The sequence below is a fragment of the Brevundimonas alba genome (assembly GCF_011927945.1).
Lineage (GTDB): Bacteria > Pseudomonadota > Alphaproteobacteria > Caulobacterales > Caulobacteraceae > Brevundimonas > Brevundimonas alba.
Genome location: NZ_JAATJM010000001.1, coordinates 1,519,603 through 1,541,111, shown reverse-complemented (window position 1 = coordinate 1,541,111; position 21,509 = coordinate 1,519,603). Strand labels below are relative to the sequence as shown.

Below are 21,509 nucleotides of genomic sequence, written 5' to 3'. Positions count from 1 at the left end.
TCCCGGTAAGGAACGGAGCATGAACGCTTCGCTCGTCGCCTTTTTCGCCGCCTCCGTCGTCGCCCTGATCGCCCTCGGCTGGGCCCTGATGGAGCGCCGACGCGCCGCCGCGGCCGAGACCCGCGCCTGGGAACTGCGCGAGCGTCACGCCGAGACCGAGGCCCGGATGCGGCTGTTCGAGGATCAGGCGGCGACCTCCACCGAACTCCTCCGCGCCCAGGCCGCCCAGTCCGCCAACACGGTCGCCGAGGAACTGCTCAAGCGCACCGACGAGACCTTCCGCAATCGCGAGCTGATGGCCCAGCAACGGATGGAGGCCCAGCTCAAGCCGGTCGCCGACACGCTGAAGCAGTTCCAGGAACAGGTCGCGGCGCTCGAAAAGGTCCGCGCCGAGGAGACCGGCGGCCTCAAGGAGCAGCTTCAGCTGCTGATGACCGCCTCCACCGCCACCCGCGACGAAGCCCGCCGCCTCACCGAGGCGCTCAAGGGCAATACGGGCCGGCGCGGCCGCTGGGGCGAACAGACCTGCCGCAATGTGCTCGAGGCCGCCGGCATGGCCGGCCGCTTCGATTTCGAGGAACAGACTTCGGCCGCCAACGAGGAGGGCCGCCACTCCCGCCCCGACTTCATCGTCCGCCTGCCGGGCGGCGGCATGTTCGTCATCGACGCCAAGGTGTCGCTCGCCTTCGGGGATGAGACCGACGGGGACGAGGAGGCCCAGCGCCTCGCCGCCTCCCTGCGCACGGCCGCCAGTATGAAGACCCACGTGCGGCAGCTGGCCTCCAAGGCCTATCAGGACCAGTTCAAACCCAGCCCCGACTTCGTGGCCATGTTCGTCCCGGGCGACGCCTTCCTCGCCGCCGCCCTCGACCACGAACCGGAGCTAATGACGACGGCCATGGCCTCGCGCGTCGTCATCGTAACCCCGACCACCCTGTTCGCCCTGTGCAAGGCCGTGGCCTACGGCTGGCGGGCGGAGGAGCAGGCGAAGAATGCCGAAGACGTCGCCCGGCTCGGCAAGGAACTCTACAAGCGCCTGTCGGTGATGGGCGGCCACGCGGCGTCCGTCGGCAAGGCGCTGGAGGCCGCCGTCGGCCGCTACAACCAGTTCGTCGGTTCGCTCGAGAGCCAGGTCATGGTCTCCGCCCGACGCTTCGAGGATCTGCAGGTCGACCACGAGGGCAAGGATCTGCCCGACCTGATCCCGGTCGAACAGACGCCGCGCGCCCTGTCCCGCCCGGAACTGATCGCGCCCGCCCCCGAACGGGTGGCCGGCTAGCCGCGAGGTCTCGCGGGGACGATGACAAGCCTGCTTGACACCGACGGCGGCTGATGTAAAACACCCTTGTCATCGCGACAGGGACCTCCTCATGAACTCCGCCGGCCGCCCCAGAAAGCCCTTCGGGCTCGGAACCTATGTCCTGATGCTGCTGGGCGTCGGCCTGGTCGGCGGTGTTGTCGGCGCCGCCCGGGCCCTGCTCGGCGACCAGCCGGGACAGCTCGGCCTCGCCCTGACTGTCGCCGCCATGACCTTCGGCATGGCGGTCGGTTTCGCCGCCTGCATCTGGTGGTGGCGCGGCATCGACGAGGCGGCCCGTGAGGCTCACAAATGGGCCTGGTGGTGGGGCGGGTCCGGCGGCATGGCGGTCGGCGCGATCCTGCTCGTCTCCCTGACCGCCGTCGGCGGAGACGCCGTCGCGGCCCCGGCGGGTCTCACCGCCCCCGAGCTCATCGTCGGCGGCATGTGGACCATCCTGCTGTTCCAGCTGGCCGGCTACGGCATCGCCTGGGCGGTGTGGTGGCTGAAGCACCGCTAGGAGCCGCCGCATGAACAACCGCCTCAAGGTGCTGCGCGCCGAACGCGACTGGAGCCAGGCCGATCTGGCGGAGCGGCTCGGCGTCTCCCGCCAGACCGTCAACGCGCTGGAGACGGGCCGCTACGACCCGTCCCTGCCCCTCGCCTTCCGCATCGCCCGCGTCTTCGCCCAACCCATCGAAGCCATCTTCATCGACACCGAACAAGGACCCGCCGCCTGATGTCCGCCTTCAAGCCCCGCCGCCTCGCCGGCCCCTTCCGCGCTGTTCTCGGCCTCGGCATCGCCGCCGCCCTGCTCTTCCAGCCCGCCGCCGCGCTCGCTCAAGCCAACGCAGCCGCCGCCTCCGCACCCGTCTCCAGCTCCGGCGGCCCGGCCCTCTGGGTCGTCCGCGACGAGGACTCCACCCTCTATCTGTTCGGCACCGTCCACGTGCTGCGCCCCACCACCCTGTGGCGCTGGGCCCGGATCGAGAACGCCTTCGACAGCGCCGACCGCGTGGTTCTGGAGATCTCCAACCCCGACGATCAGGCGGCCATCGTGCCCCTCGTCCAGCAGCGTGGCCTGTCTCCCGAGCGCCCGCTGTCCAGCCTGCTGAACGCCGAGGAACGGGTCAAACTCGACGCCGCCGCCCAGACCATGGGCGCCAGCGGCGCGGCGCTCGATCCGATGCGCCCGTGGCTCGCGGCCCTGACCCTCTCCGTCGCCCCGCTGACCAATGCCGGCTACGATCCGATGTCCGGCGTCGAGCTCGGCCTGAAGGCGCGCGCCACCGCGGCCGGCAAGGAGGTCGGCGGCTTCGAGACGATCGACGAGCAGGTCCGCATCCTCGCCGGCTTCCCCGAAGACGACCAGCTGGCCTTCCTGCGCAGCACACTGGAGGACTTCGAAAGCGCCTCCACCGATCTGGATCGTCTGGTCGAGGCCTGGTCGACGGGCGACGTCCGCGCCATCGACCGGCTCGGCGTCCAGCCGATGCGCCGCGCCGACCGCGCCCTCTACGAGGCCCTGCTGGTCAAGCGGAACACCAACTGGGCCAACCAGATCCAGACCATGCTGGACGGCTCCGGCACCGTCTTCATCGCCGTCGGCTCCGCCCACCTCGCCGGCGGCGACAGCGTGCAGTCGATGCTCAACCGCCGCGGCGTCCGCGTCGAACGGATCAACTGAACGAACAGGCCCGGCCGCCGCGCCGGGCCTTTTCTTTTGCCGGCGCGAAGCTATGGTCCGCCTCCGATCGGCGACCCGGTCGCGGCCGTAGTTCAGAGGTAGAACGTCAGCTTCCCAAGCTGAATGTCGCGGGTTCGATTCCCGCCGGCCGCTCCGCCTTCAGATTACAAATCAATATCTTAGCAGCCACTCACTGCGGACGTCCGCTCCCAACCACGCTGCTGGTCGGGCGTTAGTCGTTTGAACCGCAACGAAGAACGTCAGCTTTTCGGCGCTCGACGGCTGTGCCGCCAGAGGTCGAGCGCGTTCGGCGGCGTGGGCTTGGTGAGGGTGAACTCGATGCGACCGTCGGTATGCACGGTCACGGATTCCACCTCGCGCCCGACCTCGTCCAGCGCCTCGAAGAGGGCGGCGACAGAACGCGCATTTTCGGGTTGGGACAAAGACGCGCCGCCAGATGTGTGGGGCGTGCTGAATAGGGACTATCGTCCCTAGTGACTATATGCCCGACAGCCGCCTATCTCTGAATGGATTGGCGGGCGATCGTTGGGGGGAATGTGCGCCGGCTCCGCCAGGCGCGGCAGATGACCCAAGAGCAGCTCGCGTTCGACGCCGACCTTGACCTTACGTATGTTGGCGGGATTGAACGGGGGAAGCGGAATCCAAGTCTGTTGGTGCTGGCTCGCCTCGCGAAGGCCCTGGGCGTGACCCCCGCTGATTTGATCCGCGAGTAGCACTCATGGCGCAGAACCTCTGGAGCGACGACGAACTGGCGGAAGCCATCCGTCACTTCCGACTGGCGATGGATCTCGAGGCCCGGGGTGTGGACTTCAAACCCGTCGACATCTCGAAAGGTCTGGCGAAAGCACTCCCCAATCGCGCGCAGGACAAAGCATCCCGACGGCTGTCAAACGTGGCCGTCGCCCTAAAAGACGCCGGCCGGCCGCACACTGCTAGGTTCGGACTTACCCAGACCAGGGTTGGTACGAACGTCAGGCGTCGCATTGTCGAGCTATGGGACGCTCAAGAGGACGAGGCGACGTTCGACAGGGAAGAACTGAGCGCGCGGGCGCAGGCTCTCAGGGGAACGCTCACGAGCAAGCCACCGGGCAATCAGACCCCCCCGACGAAGACCACCACGGTTGTCGTCCACAAACGCGACCCGAAGGTAGTCGCCTGGGTGCTTCAGGCCGCCGCCGGCGTATGTGAAGGCTGCCAATCCGCCGCCCCATTCCAGACCGCCTCCGGACCGTTCCTTGAGGTGCATCATCTGAAGCCCCTCGGCGAGGGTGGTCCAGACATCGTGGAAAACGCTGTTGCGATTTGCCCCAACTGCCATCGGGCGCTTCATCATGCGTCTGATCGGGCGGCGCGGCGGTCAGACATTGAAGGGCGCGTCGCCCGGATCATCCCGCTCTGATTTCGCATAACACCCAATGTGCGAAAGGGCGTCCCGAGGTTACCGAACTTTCAGCTTCATGAACGAGAGCTGGCGGAACCTAATGGACCCTAATGGGCCCTAATGGACCCTAATGGACCCTAATGGATCCCAATGGCTCATAACGGACGCTAGCTCTCATCAGCCTAGAAATAGTTCGCCACTTTGCCCTTCGGTCTTCTGCTTCGCCGCTTTGATGGCGTTGATCCACGCACCGAAGGATTTGGTCGGAAGCCGATAAAACCCCCTCCGCGACTCATCTTGGATGATGATGTTCTTCTGCTTCAGGGTGCCTAATGCGTTGGTGACGTTCGTTTCAGAGACGCCAGACTCGCAGATGATGTCCTTGCGTGACACCCAACCGTCCCCGTAGGGGGCCATCGCATTCAGCACGCGGCGATAATCTTCAGAGCCTATCCGGGCGTGGTACATCTCAGCGAAATACTTGTCGCCGAGCTGCGAAAGGGCGCCGCCCTCCTTGTACGCACCGATGCCAACATCCTCGACGTCGATCACGTCGTCGTGGTCCTGCTCGAACGCATCATACGCGAACTGTTGGACAAAGTGAGGGTAGCCTTCTGAAAGCTCTGCGATGAAACTCAGGGCTTCAGGAGTAGCCCGGGTGGCCACATGGTTTTTCTCGGCCGCGTTGAGCAGGCCGATCTCCACCACCTGCTTTCTCTCCGAGACTTCCAAGGGTTCCAGAGGCAGCGTGTGAAACAGCCGCGGCGACGACTCGTGGCTTTCCCGAAGTCGGGTCATAACGCTCGGCAGGCCAGCCATACCAACGATCACGTTGTTGCAGCTTTTGCGCGCGAGCCGCTCGGTGAAGAACTTTAGCAGCGCCCCCAGCCCCGCATCTGAATGGGGACGGTCCGCCTCGTCTATGAGGAAGAGGACCCCGTCCAGATGCCCGACAGTTTCACTACAAAAGGCGCTGAGGCGGGTGACGAGGTCCTCCATAACCTCCTCGCTGTCCATCTCGGTGGATGTCTTCTGGTATTTAACTCCAAGCACTTCCCAGTTGGTCAGCCAGTTCCAGAGCGCTTTGGCGGCCTCTCTGGCAATCAGATGCTCCCCGGCAGCTTGCTTGAGGCCGCGAGCGATCTTCCGAATGATGTCGAACTGTGTGGGGCAGTTTCCTAGGTCGATCGAGACGGTGAGGAACCGCATTCCGACTTGGTTGAAGCCCTTAATCTTCCCCGAGGCGATTAACTCCACATAGTAGAGAAGCGAGGACTTCCCGATCCCACGCTCGCCGAGCACAAGAAAGTGCTGGGGGTTTCCATTCTTCGCCTGGAACAGACAGCGATCGACGGCCTGAAGCTCATCCACGCGACCGACAAACATGCCCGGGTTGACCATGTTATTCGGGCGGAATGGGTTGAAGCGACCAGGCTGGACCAACGCGCAATCTCCAGAGGAAACGGGGACATTACCACTCGGGGCGGCGGTTGGGAAAACCGCTTCAACGCATTGTATCGGTTAGCGCCGCCCCGGGCGTAGTTGGGAAGTATCCAACTGATGTTGCTAGGACAAAGCACGCTTCCCAAGCTGAATGTCGCGGGTTCGATTCCCGCCGGCCGCTCCAGCCTTGCGACACCCCTCCGCCGCAAGCCTGTCTCCGATTTAATCCACCTGTCAGGCTTGTAACTGGAGCCCTCCCGGGGCCGCGGGCACGGTCCCCTCACTTGGAGAGGGACCTATGAACAAGACCATCTGGCTGGCCACCGCCGCCCTGACCGTACTGGCCGCGCCTGCCCTGGCGCAGACCACCCCGGCCCAGTCGCCGACCCCCGACAGCGCCGCCCGCGCACCCGTGCCGACCGGCCCCGTGCAGTCCGCGCCCGAGGTCGACGCCACCCAGCAGGGCGTGCTGGTCTTCGAGCCGGCCTTCTTCGCCGACTCGCGGCCGGACACGGCGCTGGACATGATCGCCCGCCTGCCAGGCTTTGGCTTCAACCCCGGCGACAACGGCACGCGCGGCTATGCCGGGGCCGCCGGCAACGTCCTCATCGACGGCGACCGGCCCTCGTCCAAGAGCGACGGTCTCGACCAGGTCCTGCGCCGCATCTCCGCCGACAGCGTCGAGCGCATCGAGCTGATCCGCGGCGGCGCGCCGGGCATCGACATGCAGGGCCAGTCTGTGGTCGCCAACGTCGTCCTGCGCCGCACCGTCACCGTCGAGCGGGTGCTCGAGCTCAACACCTACATGTATCCCGACGGCTACCTCGGCCCGATCATCGCAGGCTCCTATTCCCGTCGCGAGGGCGAGAACTCGATCGAGGGATCGTTCAGCGCCACCACCGACCGCACCGACGGCACCGGCGAGGGCTTCCGCCGCCGCTACGATCCGTCCGGCGCCCTGATCCAGGACGCCGACCTCGTCCTCTGGGACCGCTTCCGCAACGTGCGCGGCACCGGCGCCATCCAGCGTCCGTTCGCCGGCGGCAGCCTGAAGGTGAACGGGCTGCTGGGCTGGTTCGGCAGCGAGAGTTCGCAGGACGTCCTGATCCGCTCGGGCGCCGGCATCGACAGCTTCAACGACGAGGACGTCGAGTCCGTCAACAGCGAGCTCGGCGTCAACTGGACCCGCGACCTGTCCCCCCGCCTCGGCCTCGAACTCGTCGGCCTGCAGCGCTACGGCGCCCAGGACTATGTCGGTGTCTCCGAGAGCGGTCCGAACAGTTCGACCTTCTCCGAGGACAGCAGCCAGGGCGAGTCCATCGGCCGCGCCGTGCTGCGCTTCCGCCCGAACGACCGCTGGGCCTTCGAGGGCGGCGGCGAGGTCGCCTACAACTTCCTCGACAGCGCCACGGCCTATGAGGAAAACGGCGTGCAGATCCCGCTGCCGTCGTCCTCGGTCAAGGTCGAGGAACTGCGCGGCGAAGTGTTCGGACAGGCCACTTGGCGCCCGAGCCCGAAACTGACCCTCGAAGCCGGCCTGCGGGTCGAGGTCTCCGAGATCAGCCAGTCCGGCGACAGCGATCTGACCAAGTCCTTCGTCTATCCCAAACCCCGGGTGCAACTGACCTGGACCCCTTGGGAGGGCCACCAGTTCCGCCTCCGGGCCGAGCGGCAGGTCGGACAGCTGGACTTCGGCGACTTCGTCGCCTCGGCTGACATCGACATCGGCCAGGTCGAGGGCGGCAACCCCGACCTCGAGCCGGACAAGACCACCCTGCTGGAAGCCGTCTACGAACGTCGCTTCTGGGGCGAAGGCGCCCTGACGATCATGGCCCAGCACGGCGAGGTCGAGGACGTGGTGGACATCATCCCCCTGACCGGCGGCTTCGACGGCGTGGGCAACATCGGCGACGGCTCGTTCGACGTGCTGGAAACCCGCCTCACCCTCCCGATGGACAAGCTGGGCATCCCAAATGCCCGCCTGCAGGCGCGCGGCAGCTGGGTCCACACCGAGGTGACCGACCCCCTGACCGGCGAGACCCGCCGCTTCCAGGGCAACCAGGCTTTCGGCTGCGGCGTGAACTTCAACCACGACCTGCAGGGCGGAAAGTGGTCCTACGGCTTCGACCACGGCTGCAACATCGACAAGGGACGGCTGTTCCGGGTGCGCGAGGTGCGATCCCTCTACCAGGAGCCCTTCATCACCCTCTACGCCCAGTGGAAGCCGTCTGCGGACCTGACCATCAAGATCGACTACGCCAACATCGCCGATCGCGAGCTCGGCTATGACCGCGAGATCTATGCGGGTCCCCGGGACGTCTCCCCGGTCGCCTTCCGCGAGGTTCGCCGCACGACGATGAGCCCGTGGGTGTTCGTGCAGGTCCGCAAGAGCTTCTGACGAAGCTCAATCCGTCCGACGGACGATAGCGCAAACAAAAAGGGCGGAGCCGCGAGGCCCCGCCCTTTCCGTTTCGGCGTGCCGGACGCCTTAGCCGAGCGTCGTCGTTTCCGGACGGGCGACGTTGCCGTCTTCCCCGCCGCGATCGGTCAGCGTCGGCCCCGGATGGTTGTCCGGGTCGTTTACGCCGTTGGCCCATTTGGCGATGAAGAAGCTCGCCGCGATGAACGCTACGCCGATGCCGACACCCACCCAGCCGATGCTGTTGAAGGTGGACATAGAGCTTTGCAGCGCCGCCTCCGGGTTGGTCACCTCGCCGCCGACCGTGGCCGTCCCCGCCGTGGCGGCGATGATGCCGCCGACGAAGTGGGCGATCGACGAGGCCATGAACCACACCGCCATCATGAAGCTGACGATGGAGGGCACCGAAAGCTTGGTGATCTCCGACAGGCCGACAGGGCTCAGGAACAGCTCGCCGGTGGTGTGCAGCAGGTAGAGCAGGGCCAGCAGCACCAGCGGGGTGCGGAAGGCCTCGTTGACCATCCCGGCCTCCACGCCCCAGACGATTACCAGGAAGCCGAGGCCGACCTGGATGATGCCGAGGCCGAACTTGACCACCGGGTTCGGGTCGATGCGGCGCGCGGCGAGGAAGGCCCACAGCGCGGCGAAGATCGGCGCGAAGATCAGGATGAAGCCGGCGTTGAACGACTGCGTCTGCGACGCGGTCAGCGAGGTGTTGATCCAGCCCCACCAGTTCGAGGTGTCCAGTCCGGCGGCCGCCACCTGGGCCGGCGAGCCCACGGGCATGCCGAACAGGGTATAGGCCTGGCTGGTCACCGCCAGATCGACGTTGCGGTCCGCGAACAGGTTCAGCGACGAGCCGGCCTGTTCGAACAGGGTGAAGAACACCGCGGAGCCGAACACCAGCACCATCGCCAGCATCATCCGCTCACGTGCGACCTTGTCGCATTTGGTGATGATGAACCAGGTGATGAAGCCCAGCGACAGCACGGTCGAGATGACCAGGCCGATGCCGACGAACATGTGGTTCGACACGATGAAGGTGGCCAGCAGGCCGACGCCGACGAAGGCGAGGATGTAGATCAGCCACTCGCGGTTGATCGGTCCCAGCACCGGCTTCTTGATCAGCTCCGGATAGGGGCTCTCGCCCTTGCCCTGCAGCAGCTTCTTGCCGAGCACGAAGACCACCAGACCCGCGAACATGCCGATGCCCGCGAGCCCGAAGCCCCAGCCCCAGCCATAGGTCTGGCCGAGGAAGCCGCACAGCACCGCCGCCCAGAACGAACCGAGGTTGATGCCGTAGTAGTAGAGGGTGAATCCCGAGTCCCGGCGCGGGTCGCCCTGCGGATAGAGCTGACCGACGAGCGTCGAGATGTTCGGCTTCAGGAAGCCCACCCCCATGATGATCAGCGACAGGGCCAGCCAGAAGACGTTCAGGCCCATCGGGTCGCGCTGTTCCTGGAAGGTGAAGTCCTCCTGGTCCAGCGACGCCGGCAGCGAAGCCGTCGCGGGCAGGCCCTCGATCGTGAGACCGGCGGTCGTCGGCATCGGATAGTCACGTCCGGCCACCTGCACGGTGGTGCGGGTCTCACCGTCCTCCGTGACGTTGCGGACCGGGTAGGTCTGGCCTTGATAGGTCAGGGTCTGTTCGGTGGTCACCGTCCGCTCGACCTCGACCAAGTCACCCAGCACGGCCCAGGCCGGCTTGTTGACCTCGACCGGGTCGGTGATGGTGTACGTGTCCTTAGCCAGCGTCGCCGGCAGACCCGGCGCGCCCTCGATCTGCAGACCGGAAGCCTCGCGTTGCGAGAAGGCATAGGGCTGGCCGTCGACCAGCAGGCGGGTCTGGCGGTCATCGCCGCGGCCCTCGATCTGCACCTGATAGGTGTCGTCGCCATAGACCAGCGTCTGGGTGGCGGCGCGGCCTTCGAAGGCCATCAGGCCATGGCCCATAACCAGCAGGACGGCGCCGAACATGATCGCCTTGCGGGTGCCGATATACCGGTCCGCCACGATGCCGCCGATCAGCGGCAGCAGGTAGACCAGCGAACCATAGGTGCCGTACTGGCCCGACGCGAACCGGTCATCGAACAGGAAATGCTGGGTCAGGTAGAAGATCAGAAGCCCGCGCATCCCGTAGAAGGAGAAGCGCTCCCACATCTCGGCGAAGAAGCAGGTGATCAGGCCCTTCGGGTGGTTCTTGAGGATCTGGAGCAGCACGGGAATGCCCGTGACGAGGGTGACGACCACCCCCAGCAAGATGACTAAATTCATGCCAAACCTATGACTGCGGGGATGCACCGCCCTCGATTGAAGGCGCGCGAAAAGGCGCACCCGCCTCCCCTGACGAAGCGGCGATAGGACCACCGAGCGTCAGGCTTTACAAGTCGTAACCGGTCGTGAGAGGCCTCGCACCGGACTGCGGAGGACCGCCCCTGCCATGCTGACACGACGCGCATTGACGCTCTCAGGCCTGGCGGGAGGCCTGCTGGCGGCCGGCTGTTCAGGTCCGCCGACCGCGGCCGCAGGTGACGTGGTGGCAGCGGGTCAACCGGCGGCCCTCCTGATCTGGGCCGTGGCGCGGAACCGCCTCGCGGGCTGGCCGCGCAAACCCGATATGGCCGCTCTCGCCGCCCTGCCGGGATTGGCGGCGGCCCTTCCCGAGCTCGGCGCCCTGGCCAGCGGCGGCCGCCCGGCCACGCCTGAGGCCATCGCCGCGCTCAAGCCTCGGCTGGTCATCGACTATGGCGACGCCGACCCGGAGCATCAGGGTCTCGCGACCCGTATGAAAGCCCGTCTCGGCGTCGACTGGCGGCTGATCGACGGCTCGCTGCCGCGCATGCCCGAGGCCTTCCACGAGGCCGGCCAGCTCCTCGACTCCAGGTCTCGTGGGGAGGAACTCGCCGATGCCGCCGCCGATATCCTCGAACGCTGGCGACGTGCGCCGGCGGGAAGGACCTTCTACTACGCCCGTGGGGCCGACGGGCTCGAGACCGGCTTCCGCGGCGCGCTGGCCACTGAAGTGCTGGAGGGCGCCCGCTGGACCAACGTCGCGGAGGGGTCTCGCGACATAGGCCGCGTCACCCGCGAACAGGTCGCCGCCTGGGATCCGGAGGTGATCGTCACCCTCAGTCCGGAGTTCGCGGCAGCGGCCGCCGACGATCCGGTCTGGCGGAACCGTCGCAACGGCGCGCGGCGAACCCTTCTCCTGCTGCCGACCACGCCCTTCGGCTGGATCGACCGGCCACCGTCCGTAAACCGCCTGCTGGGCTGCGCCTGGTTGGCCAATCCCGAGCACGGCTGGATGGAGCTGACCGTGCTCAGCCGCCGCCTGTACGGCATGGCGCCCGCGGAAATCCCCCGCCCGCGATGGATCCGCTGAAGCGCTTCCGCGCCCTCGCCGCGCCTCTGGCGCTGGCGCTGCTGGCCCTTGCGGCCGCCGCGGCGGTTCTCGCGACCGGTCCTCTGGGCGTCTCACCCGAGCAGCTGATCACGGCCCTCTTCGGCCATGGGCCGCCGGAGGCCGAGCTCGCCCTGTCGCTTCGGGGGCCGCGCCTGCTGGCGGCCATGACCTGCGGGGCGGCCCTCGCGGGAGCGGGCGCCGGGTTCCAGATTCTGTTCCGCAATCCACTGGCCTCCCCGGATCTGCTCGGCGTCACATCCGGCGCGGGATTCGGCGCGGCTCTGGCCCTGCTGCTCGGCGCTGGAGCCCTGCTGACCCAAGGCGCGGCCTTCGCCGGCGGTCTGGCGACAGGCGCCGTCGCCATCGCCTGCGCCGCCCTGACCCGTAGCGGCGACGGCCGGCTCGCCCTCATCCTGTGCGGCATCGTCGCCGGCGCCCTCGCCTCCGCCGGGCTGGGCCTCGTGATCATCGTGGCCGAGCCCTACTCCCAACTGCCGTCGATCACCTACTGGCTGCTTGGCTCCTTCACCCGGGCGACGGCCGGCGAGGCGCTTCTGGCCCTCGCCCCGGTCGGGCTGGGCTCCGCGGTTCTCCTATGGTTGGGCTTCCGCCTCGATGTCCTCTCTCTGGGTGATGAGCAGGCCCGCTCTCTCGGACTCCCCGCTGCTCCTCTTCGCCTTCTGGCTCTCGCCGCCGCCGCGCTCATGACGTCCTCCGCCGTCGCCATTGCGGGCATCGTCGGCTGGATCGGCCTGCTCGCGCCCCACGCCGCCCGCCGCCTCGTCGGCGACCGAGCGGAGCGGCTGATCCCCTCCGCCATGGCCATGGGCGCCCTTTTCGCCCTGCTCCTCGACCGACTGTCCACCGCCTTCGGCCCCGCCGAACTGCCCGTCGGCCTGCTCTCCGCCGCCGTCGGCGCCCCCGCGTTTCTCGCCCTCTTCATCGCCACATCGAGGCGGGTGTGAGCGCGCTTGTCCTTGACGGCCTGGTCGCGGGCCGGCGCTCGCGGACCGGCGCGGGCTTCCGACTGCCGCCGCTCGACATGACGGCCAGCCCAGGCGAGGTCATCGCCCTGATCGGTCCCAACGGCGCCGGCAAGACCACCCTCCTGAAGACCCTGGCCGGTCTGATCCCGCCGCTCGCGGGCCGCATCGACGGCCCGGCCTCCGCCGCCTACCTCCCGCCGCCAGGCGCCGTCTCCGCTGCCTTTTCCGCCCTGCACCTGACGGCGCTCGGCCGGGCGGGTCTGCGCCGCTGGTCCCCCGGCCTGACGCCTGACGACGTCGAGGCGGCCCGCGCGGCCCTGTCCCGGCTCGACGTCCTCGACCTCGCGGATCGTCCCTTCGACCGTCTCTCCAGCGGTCAGCAGCAACTGGTCCTGATCGCGCGCATGTTCGTGCAGGCAGCCCCGGTCTGCCTGCTCGACGAGCCGCTGGCGATGCTCGACCCCGCCCATGCCCAGGCGGTCGAGGCCGCGGTCCGGCCTCTCGCCGCGGAGGGCCGGATCGTCCTCGCCTCCACCCACCACCTGCCGTTCGCGGCAAGGGCCGACCGCATTCTGGCCATCGGTCCGGACTGGATCGAAGTCAAAACGCCCGCCTACGCCCTCGGCGCCGATCGTATCCGCGCCCTGTTCGGCGTCGAGACCACCGGCTGTCCGTGCTGCGGCCAGACCCCTGGTTTCAGGCCTTGAGTTGAGCCCGCGCTTGGCCGACCTTGCGGCCATGACCCTGACCCGCCTGCTCCCCCTCGCCGCCGCCCTCGCCCTGATCGCCGCGCCCGCCGCCGCACAGGAACCCGCCCGCTGGTCCTTCGCTATCCATGGCGGGGCCGGCGTCATCGAGCGCGACAGCCTGACGCCCGAACAGGACGCCGCTTACCGCGCCGCGCTCAAGGTGGCGCTGGAGGCGGGCTCGGCCGTCCTCGCCAGCGGGGGCTCGGCGCTCGACGCCGTTCAGGCCGCGATCCAGATCATGGAAGACGATCCCCTGTTCAACGCCGGGCGCGGCGCCGTTTTCACCGCGGCGGGACGCAATGAGCTCGACTCGGCGATCATGAATGGCTCAAACTTGACCGCTGGCGCTGTTGCCGGCCTGACCACCACCCGTCACCCCATTGCCGCCGCCCGCGCCGTGATGGAGCAGTCGCCGCACGTCATGCTCATCGGCGAGGGCGCCGATACCTTCGCCGCCTCCGTCGGTCTCGAGCAGGTCGAGCCGTCCTTCTTCTTCACCGAGCGCCGTTGGCAAGGTCTCGTCCGCGCGCTCGAACAGCAAGGCCAGCCCATCCCCGAGCGACCCACCGGCGCTCCATCACCCCACGCCGCGAGCAATCTCCCCGCCCCGCCCCTCAACGAGCGCAAATTCGGGACTGTCGGCGCGGTCGCGCTGGACAGTCAGGGCCGCCTCGCCGCCGGCACCTCGACCGGCGGCATGACCGCCAAGCGCTGGGGCCGTGTAGGCGATGTGCCGATCATCGGCGCCGGCACCTATGCCTCCAACGCCGACGGCTGCGCGGTCTCCGCCACCGGTTCCGGCGAATACTTCATCCGCGCCACCGTGGCCCGCGACATCTGCCATCGCACCGCCGCCGGCGCCGACGTCCAGACCGCCGCCGAGGCCGAGATCGCCGACGTCGCCTCCATCCGCGGCGATGGCGGGGTCATCGTCATGGGCCTGGACGGAACCCCCGCCTTCGCCATGAACACCTCCGGCATGTACCGCGGCGCCGTCTCCTCCAGCGAACCCGCCCGCGTGGCCATCTACGGTGACGAGGCGCTGCGCCCGTGACCGACCCGCGTGACGAACTCTCCCTGATGGCCATGGAGGAGCTCGACGCCGCCTGCGCCCTGGCCTGGCAGGAGATCAAGGCGATCACCCCGTGGGGCGACAGTTTCACCGGCTTCGCGCCCTCCGGCCGCGAAGTGGAGGTCGAGCGCCGCTACCTCTGGGCCCACGAACCCGAAGGCTCGGTCTCCGTCGAGGTCGAGGTGCGCGACATCGGGGCCCGCACCGGCGCCGAGGCCAAGGCGCTGATCACCCCCGACTAGGTCCGGCCACGCTCGTTAACCTTTACCGTTGCCAAGCGTGACGGTGAGGGCAAGATGCGCCGTCCGCGAACCGCGGTCGCTCCAGCGGGGATCAGCATGTCCTACGGCCCCGATTTCGCCACCGCCGATGCGGCCAATGCGCCGCTCGACGCGCCCCTTCTGATCGGCGCCGACCCAATGATCTGGGGCGCCATCCTTCTCGCGCTGGTCGTGGCGGCGATGATCGGCTGGCTGATGGGCAGCGGCTCCCGTTCGCGGAAGGGCGACGCCGCGCCCGGCATCTGGGAGGCCGTCGACGATGCGGCCAAGAACGCCATGAAGGCCGACACCGACTCCCTGCCGGCCCGCGCCGCCGAACTGCAGCGCGTGGTGAAGGCGCGCTTGGGCTGCACCCTCGCTTTCGGTGGCGACCTGAACCGCTGCATGAAGTCGCTCGACGAAGCGCTGAAAGGCGAGGTCGATGAGAAGGCTCACGCTGGCGGTCACTCTCCCGCCCCTCACGGCGAGACCCCGCACGACCACGACGGCCAAGGGCAGGATCATGCCCCCGCCCCCGCCCAGGCCAACGTCACCATCTCCGTGCACGCCCCGACGACCGGCGCAGGGCACGCGCCGCATCAGCCGCATCATTCCCCCAAGCGGCCGATGACGACGCAGGAACGCAACGACGCCCTCCGGCTCGCGGTCGCCGCCTTCAACGACTACTGGCGCCACCGCTCAGCCCGGCAAGGCGAGATGCGAGCCATCGTCGCCGAGCTCTCCGATCCCGGACCGCGTCGCCCCCATCTGAGCCACAGCGGCGGTCATCACTGACACGACCTGTTCCCCAACGCCGGGAAACCGCTTAAGCCTTGAGGCATGAAACTCGCCTCGCTCAAGCACGGCCGCGACGGTCGCCTCGTCCTCGTCTCCAACGACCTCGCCTGGTTTACGGACGCCTTCCTGATCGCCCCGACGCTGCAGGCGGCGCTCGACGACTGGGACCGGGTCGAGCCGGACCTGCGAGCCCTGGCCGAGAGCCTCGAGCACGGCGGCGTGCCGCGTGGCCGCTTCCATGAGCGGGAGGCCGCCTCGCCCCTGCCCCGGGCCTATCAGTGGGCCGACGGCTCGGCCTATGTGAACCACGTCGCCCTTGTGCGGCAGGCGCGCGGCGCCGAAATGCCCGACAGCTTCTGGACCGATCCCCTGATGTATCAGGGCGGCTCCGACGCCTTCCTCGCCCCGCGCGATCCGATCCCCCTGTCCGACGAAAGCTGGGGCTGCGATCTGGAGGCCGAGGTCGTGGTCGTCACCGGCGACGTGCCGCAGGGCGTGTCGCGCGAAGAGGCGCTGTCGCACATCCGCCTCGTCGGCCTCGTCAACGACGTCAGCCTGCGCAACCTGATCCCGGCCGAACTGGCCAAGGGCTTCGGCTTCGTTCAGTCGAAACCCGCCTCGGCCCTGTCGCCGGTGTTCGTCACCCCCGACGCACTCGGCGACCGCTGGGCCCACGGCAAGCTCAAGGGCGAACTGAACGTCCAGCTCAACGGCAAGGACTTCGGCAAGGCGGACGCCGGCGTCGACATGACCTTCGATTTCGGCACCCTGATCGCCCACCTCGCCAAAACCCGTAGCCTGTGCGCCGGGACCATCATCGGCTCGGGCACCGTGTCGAACCGCGACGCGGACGGCGGTCCGGGCAAGCCGGTCAGCGAAGGCGGCCTAGGCTACTCCTGTATCGCCGAGGTCCGCACGGTCGAGACCATCCTGCGCGGCAAGGCCGAGACGGAGTTCCTCAAGCACGGCGACACCGTCCGCATCGAAATGCTGGACGATCAGCACCACTCCATCTTCGGCGCGATCGAACAGACGGTGGCGGCCGCCTAGCCGATCCGTCCTAGCGCCTCCTCCAGCGCCCGGTCCTCCGGAACGGCCACGTCTGGCTGAACGCCGACTCCCTCCCAGTTCGTCCCCGTCGCCGGGTGCCGCGCCTCGCCGATCGGCATGATGACCGTGAACCAGGGGCCCAGGTCCATGGCGATCGACGGGTTGGCGCCGCCGCCGGTGACCTCGCCGATCACCGTCGCCCGGCCGGTGGCCTGCAGGTCGTAGGCTACCGCCTCCGCCGCCGAGAAGGTCCCGCCCGAGGTCAGCGCATAGACCGGCTGTGTCGGAAACACCGGCGCCGCCACGGCGTCCGCATGGCGTTCCTGCACCTCCCGCGAGCCGTCCTGCACGCAGCCTTCCGGATCGGCGGGATCAGGCGCGCAGCGGCGCATCTGGATATCCTCCAGCCGCATCGGCGTCGGCGCAAGATGCCCCATCAGCCGCTTCAGCGCCGCCTCGCCGCCCCCGCCGTTGCGCCGCAGGTCGAGCACCAGCGCCCGCGATCCGGCCAGCTTCGCCAGCGCGGCATCGATCGCCGCACCTGCGTCGGGATGGCCGCTGAAATAGGCGAGGTCGAGGTAGCCGACCCCGCCCTCCAGCACGCGCACATCACGCACGCCGAAGCCGTTCCGCGCCTCCTCCGTCGACATCTGCTCCATCGTCGGGGGCGGCCCCTCCGCAATCACCTCGTCGCGGCTGCGCGGCTCGATCCAGACCTGAAGATGCTTGTCGCCCGACACCGCCAGCAGGTCCGCGTTGATGGCCTGCCGGAACGCCTCCGGATCGGCAAGCGCCAGATAGGCCGCACGCCGCTCCGCCAGTCGGGCCCGGATCGCCGGCGTCCGCTCGTGCATCACATAGTGCGCCAGCCGGCGGTCCAGCGTATCGAGCGCCCGCGCCCGGTGCGCCTCCGTGATCGCCGTCTGCGGCTGAACGACTGGCGCCGCCTCCTGCGCCAGCACCGCTGCCGGTCCTTCACACGAGAGGACCAGACCGCCCAGGGCGGCCGTCATCAGATGTCTGAGCTTCATCATCGTCTCCTTGTCCGCACAGGAGGCGATGAAGGCGCTTTACGGATGCGGGACGGCGGTTAAGCTTTCGACAGGTTCGCGTCCATCGGGGGGCGGCGGACGGGAGCCCCGCGGCATGACGACCCAGCAGCTGATTCCGCTCATCGCCATCCTCATTTTCCTGCCGCTGATCCTGCTGCGTAATCGCAAGCCCCGGACTCTTCGGCTCAAATGGATGTGGGTGACGCCGGCTCTGATCGTGCCGCTGATGGGCCTGGCGCTGTGGGGCAGCAGCATGGATCCTCGCATGCCGCACATCGCCTTCGACACCCTCGCCTGGGTCATGGTCGCCGTCGGCCTGGTTCTCGGGGGCGTTTTCGGCTGGTGGCGGGGCAAGATGACGACGATCGAGAAACACGCCGACGGCACGCTCAAGGCGCAGGCCTCGCCCATCGGCCTGATCCTCATCATCGCCGTGATGCTGGGCCGCCGCGCCCTGACGGCTTTTCTTGAGCCACATGCGGCGGAATACGGACTCAATCCGCTCGCCATCACCGACGCCTTCCTGGTGTTCGTGGTCGGGATGATCGTGGTCCAGCGCATCGAGATGTTCATCCGCGCCCGCCGGATTCAGGCTGGTGGAGGCGACGGTCACGTCGAAGTCGCCTGAAGCCTGCGGCGGCGCTTGACGCAAGCAGCGGAGTTCGCGCACCTCCGAACCTGTCTCCCCGTCTGGATCGTCTCCGATGAAGCGTGCTCTCGTCCTGCTGACCGCGTCGGCCGTCGCCCTGCCGGCGCTCGCCCAGGACACCTCGGGCGACTGGGACATCAGCCGCGACCCGGCGAAGAGGATGGTCCTCGCCTACACCACCTTCGACAACGGTCTGAGCGTCGGCTTCCGTTGCATCGACGGCTCGTTCAACGCCGTCATCGCCGGACTGCCGCCGTCGCGGGACGAGCGGCGCACGCTGGATCTGGCGTTCCGGGACGACGAAGCCCATCCCACCATGTGGACCTCGACCACCGACAGCTCGGTCGTCGTCAGCGACTTCCCCGCGCCGCTCGCGCGAGAGTTCCGGCAGGGCGGGGCCTTGAAGCTGACTGTGCCCCGCGGCGCCGCCGATGGTCGGAACCTTCGCTACGATGTCGAACTCCCGACCTCCAGCGCCGCCGTAGACGAGGCCCTCACCGCCTGCGGCCGCCCGCTGGTCGATCCGCGCGATGCCGAGCTGGAAGCGATCGGCGAAACCGGCCTGACGGGCGAGCTCGTTTGGGACCGCGCGCCCCGGCCGCGCTATCCCTCATCGCGGTACGCGTCGGGCTTCGTTGTCACCACCTGCATGACCACGCCGCAAGGCGCGCTTCGCGACTGCGTGGTGGAGATGGAACACCCCCATGATGGCCGCTTCGGCCGCGCCGCGCTTGAGGGCGCCGAACATGCCCGCGTCCGCAACCCGAACGAGGGTCAGCCTGTCCCGGTGGTGCGTATGTCCTTCCGCACCATTTTCCGGATGCGCTAGCGCTCAGGCGCGGATCACCTGCGCGGCGAACCGCTCCATCTCTTCTTCCTGCGGCGACATCTGCAGCAGGAGCAGATCCAGCCCCGCCGCCTCGAACTCGGCGATCCGTTCCCGCACGGTTTCAGGCGTGCCGGCAAACCCCGGCCGCAGCCCCCGGTTCGACACGCTGTATTCCCGGATCTTCAGCTCGCGCTCCAACTCGGTCCCGGACAGCCACTGGTCGAAGTTGGCGAAACCTGCCGGCGGCTTGCCCTCGGCGAGCCCTGGGATCGTCGTGATCCGCTCCAGCTCCCGGTCGGCCTCGGCCTGGCTGTCGCGCACCACGGCATAGCCGGCCATGCCGAACGACATCGGCGGCAGGCCGAAGCTCTCGCGCCGCGCCTTCATGTCCGCGATCTTGGCCGCGATATGCTCCGGCTCGTCGCCATGCATGACATAGGCGTCGCAGTATCGCGCGATCAGCGTCTTGGCCGCCTCGCTCTCTCCGCCGGCATAGATCACGGGCCGCGGCCGCGCCGCCGTCGAGGTCGGCTTGGGCTCCACGATCGCGTCCTTCAGCGTGTAGTAGCGGCCCTCGAAGTCCGTTCGCGTCTCCGTCCACAGACGATCGACAACCTGCAGCCACTCCGTCGTCCGGGCATAGCGGTCGTCGTGCTGGTCGAACTGCAGGCCGTAGCTCTCGGCTTCCTTGGCCCACCAGGACGACACGACATTCAGCGCCAGCCGCCCCTTCGAGATGCGGTCGATGTTGGCGGCCGCCTTGGCGAACAGCGCCGGCTGATGGAAGTTCGGCCGCACCGCCACCATCAGCTCGATGGTCTTTGTCACCGCCGCCAGCGCCGCCGCGCTCGACCAGGCGTCCAGCGCCGGCGCCTCGATGCCCTTGATGTCGTTCAGGTTCAGCTCGGCGATCAGGGTCAGGTCCCAGCCGATCTCTTCCGACCGCTTGACCAGCCGCGACAGGTTCTCCCACGACGCCTCGCGCTCGTCGTCGATGTTCCTCAGCCAGCCGCCGAACACCGGGGCCCAGTAGCCGTACCTCATGGGCGCTTCGCCTTCTCTTCGTCGATGATGCCGACCAGCCAGTCGACCAGGTTGTCGTGCGGATCGAAGCCCAGCACTTCCAGCGGTTTCGCCACGAAATTGGACAGGGCGTTGATGTCGTAGAAGCGGATCGATCCGTCCCGCTCGTCGACCAGATATTCGACCGAGCCGATCTCCACCTGGCCCGCCCGCACGATCGCCTCGACGGCCGCGATCACCTCCGCCGGCGGCTCCACCCGCGTCATGCCCAGCACGGCCGATCCGGGCCGGATCAGACAGGCGTCGGCCGGGCACAGGTCGAAGGCGTCGCCCGGGCTCTCGACGTCCAGCGCATATAGATACCGCCCCGCCAGCGTCTCCACCCGCGTGATCCGCCCGCCCTCGCGCGGCGCATATTCCTGCACCAGTGAGATGCCGTTGATGCCCGCCGGCGCCGTCCCCGCCCGCGCCGCCTCGGCCAGTTCGTCCGCGGTGTCGTAGCGCATGATGCCCGAACCCGAACCGCCGATGTCTGCCTTGACCAGCACCGGGAAGCGCAGCCCCTCGGCCGCCCTCGGCAGGTCCGCCTGACGGTGCGCCGCCCGCGTCTCCGGCCCCTTGAAACCCAGCCGCGCGATCAGGCTCAGCTGCCGCGCCTTGGACGTATCGATCGGCAAGGCCGAGGCGTTGATCACCCGCGTCCCCTGACCCTGCCAGTGTTCGAACAGGCTTTGGGCGTAGAAAATCGGGTGCTCCGGCTCGCGCAGGAAGGACGACATCGCCACCCGGCTGAACACCACCCGCGCCGGCGCAGGACTGCCTGCCGGATCGAACACATGCCCCGCCAGCGGGACCTTCACATACGAGACGCCGCGCCGGTCCAGCGCCTCGAACAGGGGTTCAAACCACTGCGGATGTTCATAGACGATGGCTAGGTCGGGAAGCGCGCTCATGCAGCGCAAATGCGTTACACCACAGTGAAACGCAAGAGCCTCTGTTGCACTTTCCGCGATTGCCTCCCCGCGCCGCCCGCGCTACCTCTCCCGCCCTGCCGAAAGACCCAGACGGCCTGTGCGGGCGTGGTGGAACTGGTAGACGCGCCGGACTCAAAATCCGGTTCCGAAAGGAGTGTCGGTTCGAGCCCGACCGCCCGCACCAAATCCAGATCCGGGAACAGCATCGGCCTTGCCGCGGCCGGCCTGGATCAGGGTACGAGAGTCGTGATCGGCCCGACGCCTTCATCCTCTCCATCCTGCGGAAGCGGGATTGCGCGGTCCGGCCGATCCATCGCGTCCGCGTCCTCTTCCACGCGCTCGGCCTGCTCCTCCAGGGCTTCTGGCGATCTGCGATCCGTGTCGATCATCTGCTGCTCCGTTCACTCTCACCTAAC

23 protein-coding genes and 2 tRNA genes are annotated in these 21,509 nt (G+C 68.1%); 18 read left to right on the top strand and 7 right to left on the bottom strand.

From position 1 onward, the window contains the following. The first annotated feature begins 19 nt into the window (after positions 1 to 19). From GGQ87_RS07640 to GGQ87_RS07620, 5 genes are all read left to right on the top strand, one after another. A complete protein-coding gene (locus GGQ87_RS07640) occupies positions 20 to 1,279 on the top strand; it encodes a DNA recombination protein RmuC (protein WP_168046195.1) in 1,260 nt (419 codons plus the stop codon). 91 nt (positions 1,280 to 1,370) lie between these two features. Then, positions 1,371 to 1,817 (top strand): hypothetical protein, encoded by a 447-nt coding sequence (locus GGQ87_RS07635; RefSeq protein WP_168046193.1) that lies wholly within the window; start codon positions 1,371 to 1,373, stop codon positions 1,815 to 1,817. 10 nt (positions 1,818 to 1,827) lie between these two features. Then, entirely contained in the window at positions 1,828 to 2,037 is a 210-nt protein-coding gene (locus GGQ87_RS07630; protein WP_168046190.1) for a helix-turn-helix transcriptional regulator, read from the top strand. After that, positions 2,037 to 2,984, top strand: a complete 948-nt coding sequence (locus GGQ87_RS07625; RefSeq protein WP_168046188.1) for a TraB/GumN family protein — start codon at positions 2,037 to 2,039, stop codon at positions 2,982 to 2,984. The genes GGQ87_RS07630 and GGQ87_RS07625 overlap by 1 nt, the downstream gene beginning before the upstream one ends. Before the next feature lie 81 nt (positions 2,985 to 3,065). Next, a tRNA-Gly gene (locus GGQ87_RS07620) sits at positions 3,066 to 3,137 on the top strand. Between the two features lie 107 nt (positions 3,138 to 3,244). Here GGQ87_RS07620 and GGQ87_RS07615 read toward each other — a convergent pair. Beyond that, positions 3,245 to 3,427 (bottom strand): hypothetical protein, encoded by a 183-nt coding sequence (locus GGQ87_RS07615; RefSeq protein WP_168046186.1) that lies wholly within the window; start codon positions 3,425 to 3,427, stop codon positions 3,245 to 3,247. An 84-nt stretch (positions 3,428 to 3,511) separates the two neighbouring features. Between GGQ87_RS07615 and GGQ87_RS07610 the strand changes: the two genes are divergently transcribed. Next, on the top strand, positions 3,512 to 3,718 hold the full coding sequence (locus GGQ87_RS07610; RefSeq protein ID WP_168046184.1) for a helix-turn-helix domain-containing protein: 207 nt from the start codon (positions 3,512 to 3,514) through the stop codon (positions 3,716 to 3,718). A 5-nt stretch (positions 3,719 to 3,723) separates the two neighbouring features. Further along, entirely contained in the window at positions 3,724 to 4,404 is a 681-nt protein-coding gene (locus GGQ87_RS07605) for an HNH endonuclease (protein ID WP_168046182.1), read from the top strand. 159 nt (positions 4,405 to 4,563) lie between these two features. Here the strand turns inward: GGQ87_RS07605 and GGQ87_RS07600 are convergent, their stop codons facing one another. Next, positions 4,564 to 5,829, bottom strand: coding sequence for an AAA family ATPase (locus GGQ87_RS07600; RefSeq protein ID WP_168046180.1), 1,266 nt, complete (start codon positions 5,827 to 5,829; stop codon positions 4,564 to 4,566). Between the two features lie 298 nt (positions 5,830 to 6,127). Between GGQ87_RS07600 and GGQ87_RS07595 the strand changes: the two genes are divergently transcribed. Continuing rightward, positions 6,128 to 8,227, top strand: coding sequence for a TonB-dependent receptor plug domain-containing protein (locus GGQ87_RS07595; RefSeq protein ID WP_168046178.1), 2,100 nt, complete (start codon positions 6,128 to 6,130; stop codon positions 8,225 to 8,227). Positions 8,228 to 8,317: 90 nt separating this feature from the next. Here the strand turns inward: GGQ87_RS07595 and GGQ87_RS07590 are convergent, their stop codons facing one another. Further along, positions 8,318 to 10,522 (bottom strand): peptide MFS transporter, encoded by a 2,205-nt coding sequence (locus tag GGQ87_RS07590; protein WP_245161432.1) that lies wholly within the window; start codon positions 10,520 to 10,522, stop codon positions 8,318 to 8,320. Positions 10,523 to 10,688: 166 nt separating this feature from the next. Here GGQ87_RS07590 and GGQ87_RS07585 point away from each other — a divergent pair, with 166 nt between their 5' ends. The 7 genes from GGQ87_RS07585 to GGQ87_RS07555 all read left to right on the top strand — a co-directional run bounded on the left by GGQ87_RS07585 (position 10,689) and on the right by GGQ87_RS07555 (position 16,566). After that, the gene (locus GGQ87_RS07585) at positions 10,689 to 11,630 is read left to right on the top strand and encodes a TroA family protein (RefSeq protein WP_168046176.1); all 942 of its coding nucleotides are present in this window, start codon (positions 10,689 to 10,691) and stop codon (positions 11,628 to 11,630) included. Further along, on the top strand, positions 11,618 to 12,616 hold the full coding sequence (locus GGQ87_RS07580) for a FecCD family ABC transporter permease (RefSeq protein ID WP_168046175.1): 999 nt from the start codon (positions 11,618 to 11,620) through the stop codon (positions 12,614 to 12,616). The genes GGQ87_RS07585 and GGQ87_RS07580 overlap by 13 nt, the downstream gene beginning before the upstream one ends. Next, a complete protein-coding gene (locus GGQ87_RS07575) occupies positions 12,613 to 13,344 on the top strand; it encodes an ATP-binding cassette domain-containing protein (RefSeq protein WP_168046173.1) in 732 nt (243 codons plus the stop codon). The genes GGQ87_RS07580 and GGQ87_RS07575 overlap by 4 nt, the downstream gene beginning before the upstream one ends. 31 nt (positions 13,345 to 13,375) lie before the next feature. After that, positions 13,376 to 14,440, top strand: coding sequence for an isoaspartyl peptidase/L-asparaginase family protein (locus GGQ87_RS07570; RefSeq protein ID WP_168047410.1), 1,065 nt, complete (start codon positions 13,376 to 13,378; stop codon positions 14,438 to 14,440). Continuing rightward, complete coding sequence (locus tag GGQ87_RS07565) at positions 14,437 to 14,700, top strand: hypothetical protein (protein WP_342448327.1); 264 nt, start codon at positions 14,437 to 14,439, stop codon at positions 14,698 to 14,700. The genes GGQ87_RS07570 and GGQ87_RS07565 overlap by 4 nt, the downstream gene beginning before the upstream one ends. 96 nt (positions 14,701 to 14,796) lie before the next feature. Then, the gene (locus GGQ87_RS07560; RefSeq protein ID WP_168046171.1) at positions 14,797 to 15,513 is read left to right on the top strand and encodes a hypothetical protein; all 717 of its coding nucleotides are present in this window, start codon (positions 14,797 to 14,799) and stop codon (positions 15,511 to 15,513) included. 45 nt (positions 15,514 to 15,558) lie between these two features. Continuing rightward, positions 15,559 to 16,566 (top strand): fumarylacetoacetate hydrolase family protein, encoded by a 1,008-nt coding sequence (locus tag GGQ87_RS07555; RefSeq protein WP_168046169.1) that lies wholly within the window; start codon positions 15,559 to 15,561, stop codon positions 16,564 to 16,566. Here GGQ87_RS07555 and GGQ87_RS07550 read toward each other — a convergent pair. Further along, positions 16,563 to 17,597: a S41 family peptidase gene (locus tag GGQ87_RS07550; RefSeq protein WP_168046167.1), complete on the bottom strand. Its 1,035-nt coding sequence runs from the start codon at positions 17,595 to 17,597 to the stop codon at positions 16,563 to 16,565. The genes GGQ87_RS07555 and GGQ87_RS07550 overlap by 4 nt on opposite strands. 115 nt (positions 17,598 to 17,712) lie before the next feature. Between GGQ87_RS07550 and GGQ87_RS07545 the strand changes: the two genes are divergently transcribed. Beyond that, on the top strand, positions 17,713 to 18,246 hold the full coding sequence (locus GGQ87_RS07545; RefSeq protein ID WP_168046165.1) for a CcdC protein domain-containing protein: 534 nt from the start codon (positions 17,713 to 17,715) through the stop codon (positions 18,244 to 18,246). A 76-nt stretch (positions 18,247 to 18,322) separates the two neighbouring features. Next, the gene (locus tag GGQ87_RS07540; protein WP_168046163.1) at positions 18,323 to 19,096 is read left to right on the top strand and encodes a hypothetical protein; all 774 of its coding nucleotides are present in this window, start codon (positions 18,323 to 18,325) and stop codon (positions 19,094 to 19,096) included. A gap of 3 nt (positions 19,097 to 19,099) precedes the next feature. On the opposite strand, the gene GGQ87_RS07535 is transcribed toward GGQ87_RS07540, so the two are convergent. Continuing rightward, positions 19,100 to 20,140 (bottom strand): LLM class flavin-dependent oxidoreductase, encoded by a 1,041-nt coding sequence (locus tag GGQ87_RS07535; RefSeq protein WP_168046161.1) that lies wholly within the window; start codon positions 20,138 to 20,140, stop codon positions 19,100 to 19,102. After that, positions 20,137 to 21,072, bottom strand: a complete 936-nt coding sequence (locus tag GGQ87_RS07530; RefSeq protein ID WP_168046159.1) for an ATP-grasp domain-containing protein — start codon at positions 21,070 to 21,072, stop codon at positions 20,137 to 20,139. The genes GGQ87_RS07535 and GGQ87_RS07530 overlap by 4 nt, the downstream gene beginning before the upstream one ends. 120 nt (positions 21,073 to 21,192) lie before the next feature. On the opposite strand from GGQ87_RS07530, the gene GGQ87_RS07525 reads away from it, so the two are divergent. After that, a tRNA-Leu gene (locus GGQ87_RS07525) sits at positions 21,193 to 21,277 on the top strand. 46 nt (positions 21,278 to 21,323) lie between these two features. Here GGQ87_RS07525 and GGQ87_RS07520 read toward each other — a convergent pair. Continuing rightward, the gene (locus GGQ87_RS07520; RefSeq protein ID WP_168046157.1) at positions 21,324 to 21,482 is read right to left on the bottom strand and encodes a hypothetical protein; all 159 of its coding nucleotides are present in this window, start codon (positions 21,480 to 21,482) and stop codon (positions 21,324 to 21,326) included. Between the last annotated feature and the right edge of the window lie 27 nt (positions 21,483 to 21,509).

Bases quoted from the DNA above. Each gene is read 5' to 3' on its own strand.
- GGQ87_RS07640 (WP_168046195.1), top strand. From the start codon at position 20: ATGAACGCTTCGCTCGTCGCCTTTTTCGCCGCCTCCGTCGTCGCCCTG.
- GGQ87_RS07635 (WP_168046193.1), top strand. From the start codon at position 1,371: ATGAACTCCGCCGGCCGCCCCAGAAAGCCCTTCGGGCTCGGAACCTAT.
- GGQ87_RS07630 (WP_168046190.1), top strand. From the start codon at position 1,828: ATGAACAACCGCCTCAAGGTGCTGCGCGCCGAACGCGACTGGAGCCAG.
- GGQ87_RS07625 (WP_168046188.1), top strand. From the start codon at position 2,037: ATGTCCGCCTTCAAGCCCCGCCGCCTCGCCGGCCCCTTCCGCGCTGTT.
- GGQ87_RS07610 (WP_168046184.1), top strand. From the start codon at position 3,512: ATGGATTGGCGGGCGATCGTTGGGGGGAATGTGCGCCGGCTCCGCCAG.
- GGQ87_RS07605 (WP_168046182.1), top strand. From the start codon at position 3,724: ATGGCGCAGAACCTCTGGAGCGACGACGAACTGGCGGAAGCCATCCGT.
- GGQ87_RS07595 (WP_168046178.1), top strand. From the start codon at position 6,128: ATGAACAAGACCATCTGGCTGGCCACCGCCGCCCTGACCGTACTGGCC.
- GGQ87_RS07590 (WP_245161432.1), bottom strand. From the start codon at position 10,522: ATGAATTTAGTCATCTTGCTGGGGGTGGTCGTCACCCTCGTCACGGGC.
- GGQ87_RS07585 (WP_168046176.1), top strand. From the start codon at position 10,689: ATGCTGACACGACGCGCATTGACGCTCTCAGGCCTGGCGGGAGGCCTG.
- GGQ87_RS07580 (WP_168046175.1), top strand. From the start codon at position 11,618: ATGGATCCGCTGAAGCGCTTCCGCGCCCTCGCCGCGCCTCTGGCGCTG.
- GGQ87_RS07570 (WP_168047410.1), top strand. From the start codon at position 13,376: ATGACCCTGACCCGCCTGCTCCCCCTCGCCGCCGCCCTCGCCCTGATC.
- GGQ87_RS07560 (WP_168046171.1), top strand. From the start codon at position 14,797: ATGTCCTACGGCCCCGATTTCGCCACCGCCGATGCGGCCAATGCGCCG.
- GGQ87_RS07555 (WP_168046169.1), top strand. From the start codon at position 15,559: ATGAAACTCGCCTCGCTCAAGCACGGCCGCGACGGTCGCCTCGTCCTC.
- GGQ87_RS07550 (WP_168046167.1), bottom strand. From the start codon at position 17,597: ATGAAGCTCAGACATCTGATGACGGCCGCCCTGGGCGGTCTGGTCCTC.
- GGQ87_RS07545 (WP_168046165.1), top strand. From the start codon at position 17,713: ATGACGACCCAGCAGCTGATTCCGCTCATCGCCATCCTCATTTTCCTG.
- GGQ87_RS07540 (WP_168046163.1), top strand. From the start codon at position 18,323: ATGAAGCGTGCTCTCGTCCTGCTGACCGCGTCGGCCGTCGCCCTGCCG.
- GGQ87_RS07535 (WP_168046161.1), bottom strand. From the start codon at position 20,140: ATGAGGTACGGCTACTGGGCCCCGGTGTTCGGCGGCTGGCTGAGGAAC.
- GGQ87_RS07530 (WP_168046159.1), bottom strand. From the start codon at position 21,072: ATGAGCGCGCTTCCCGACCTAGCCATCGTCTATGAACATCCGCAGTGG.
- GGQ87_RS07520 (WP_168046157.1), bottom strand. From the start codon at position 21,482: ATGATCGACACGGATCGCAGATCGCCAGAAGCCCTGGAGGAGCAGGCC.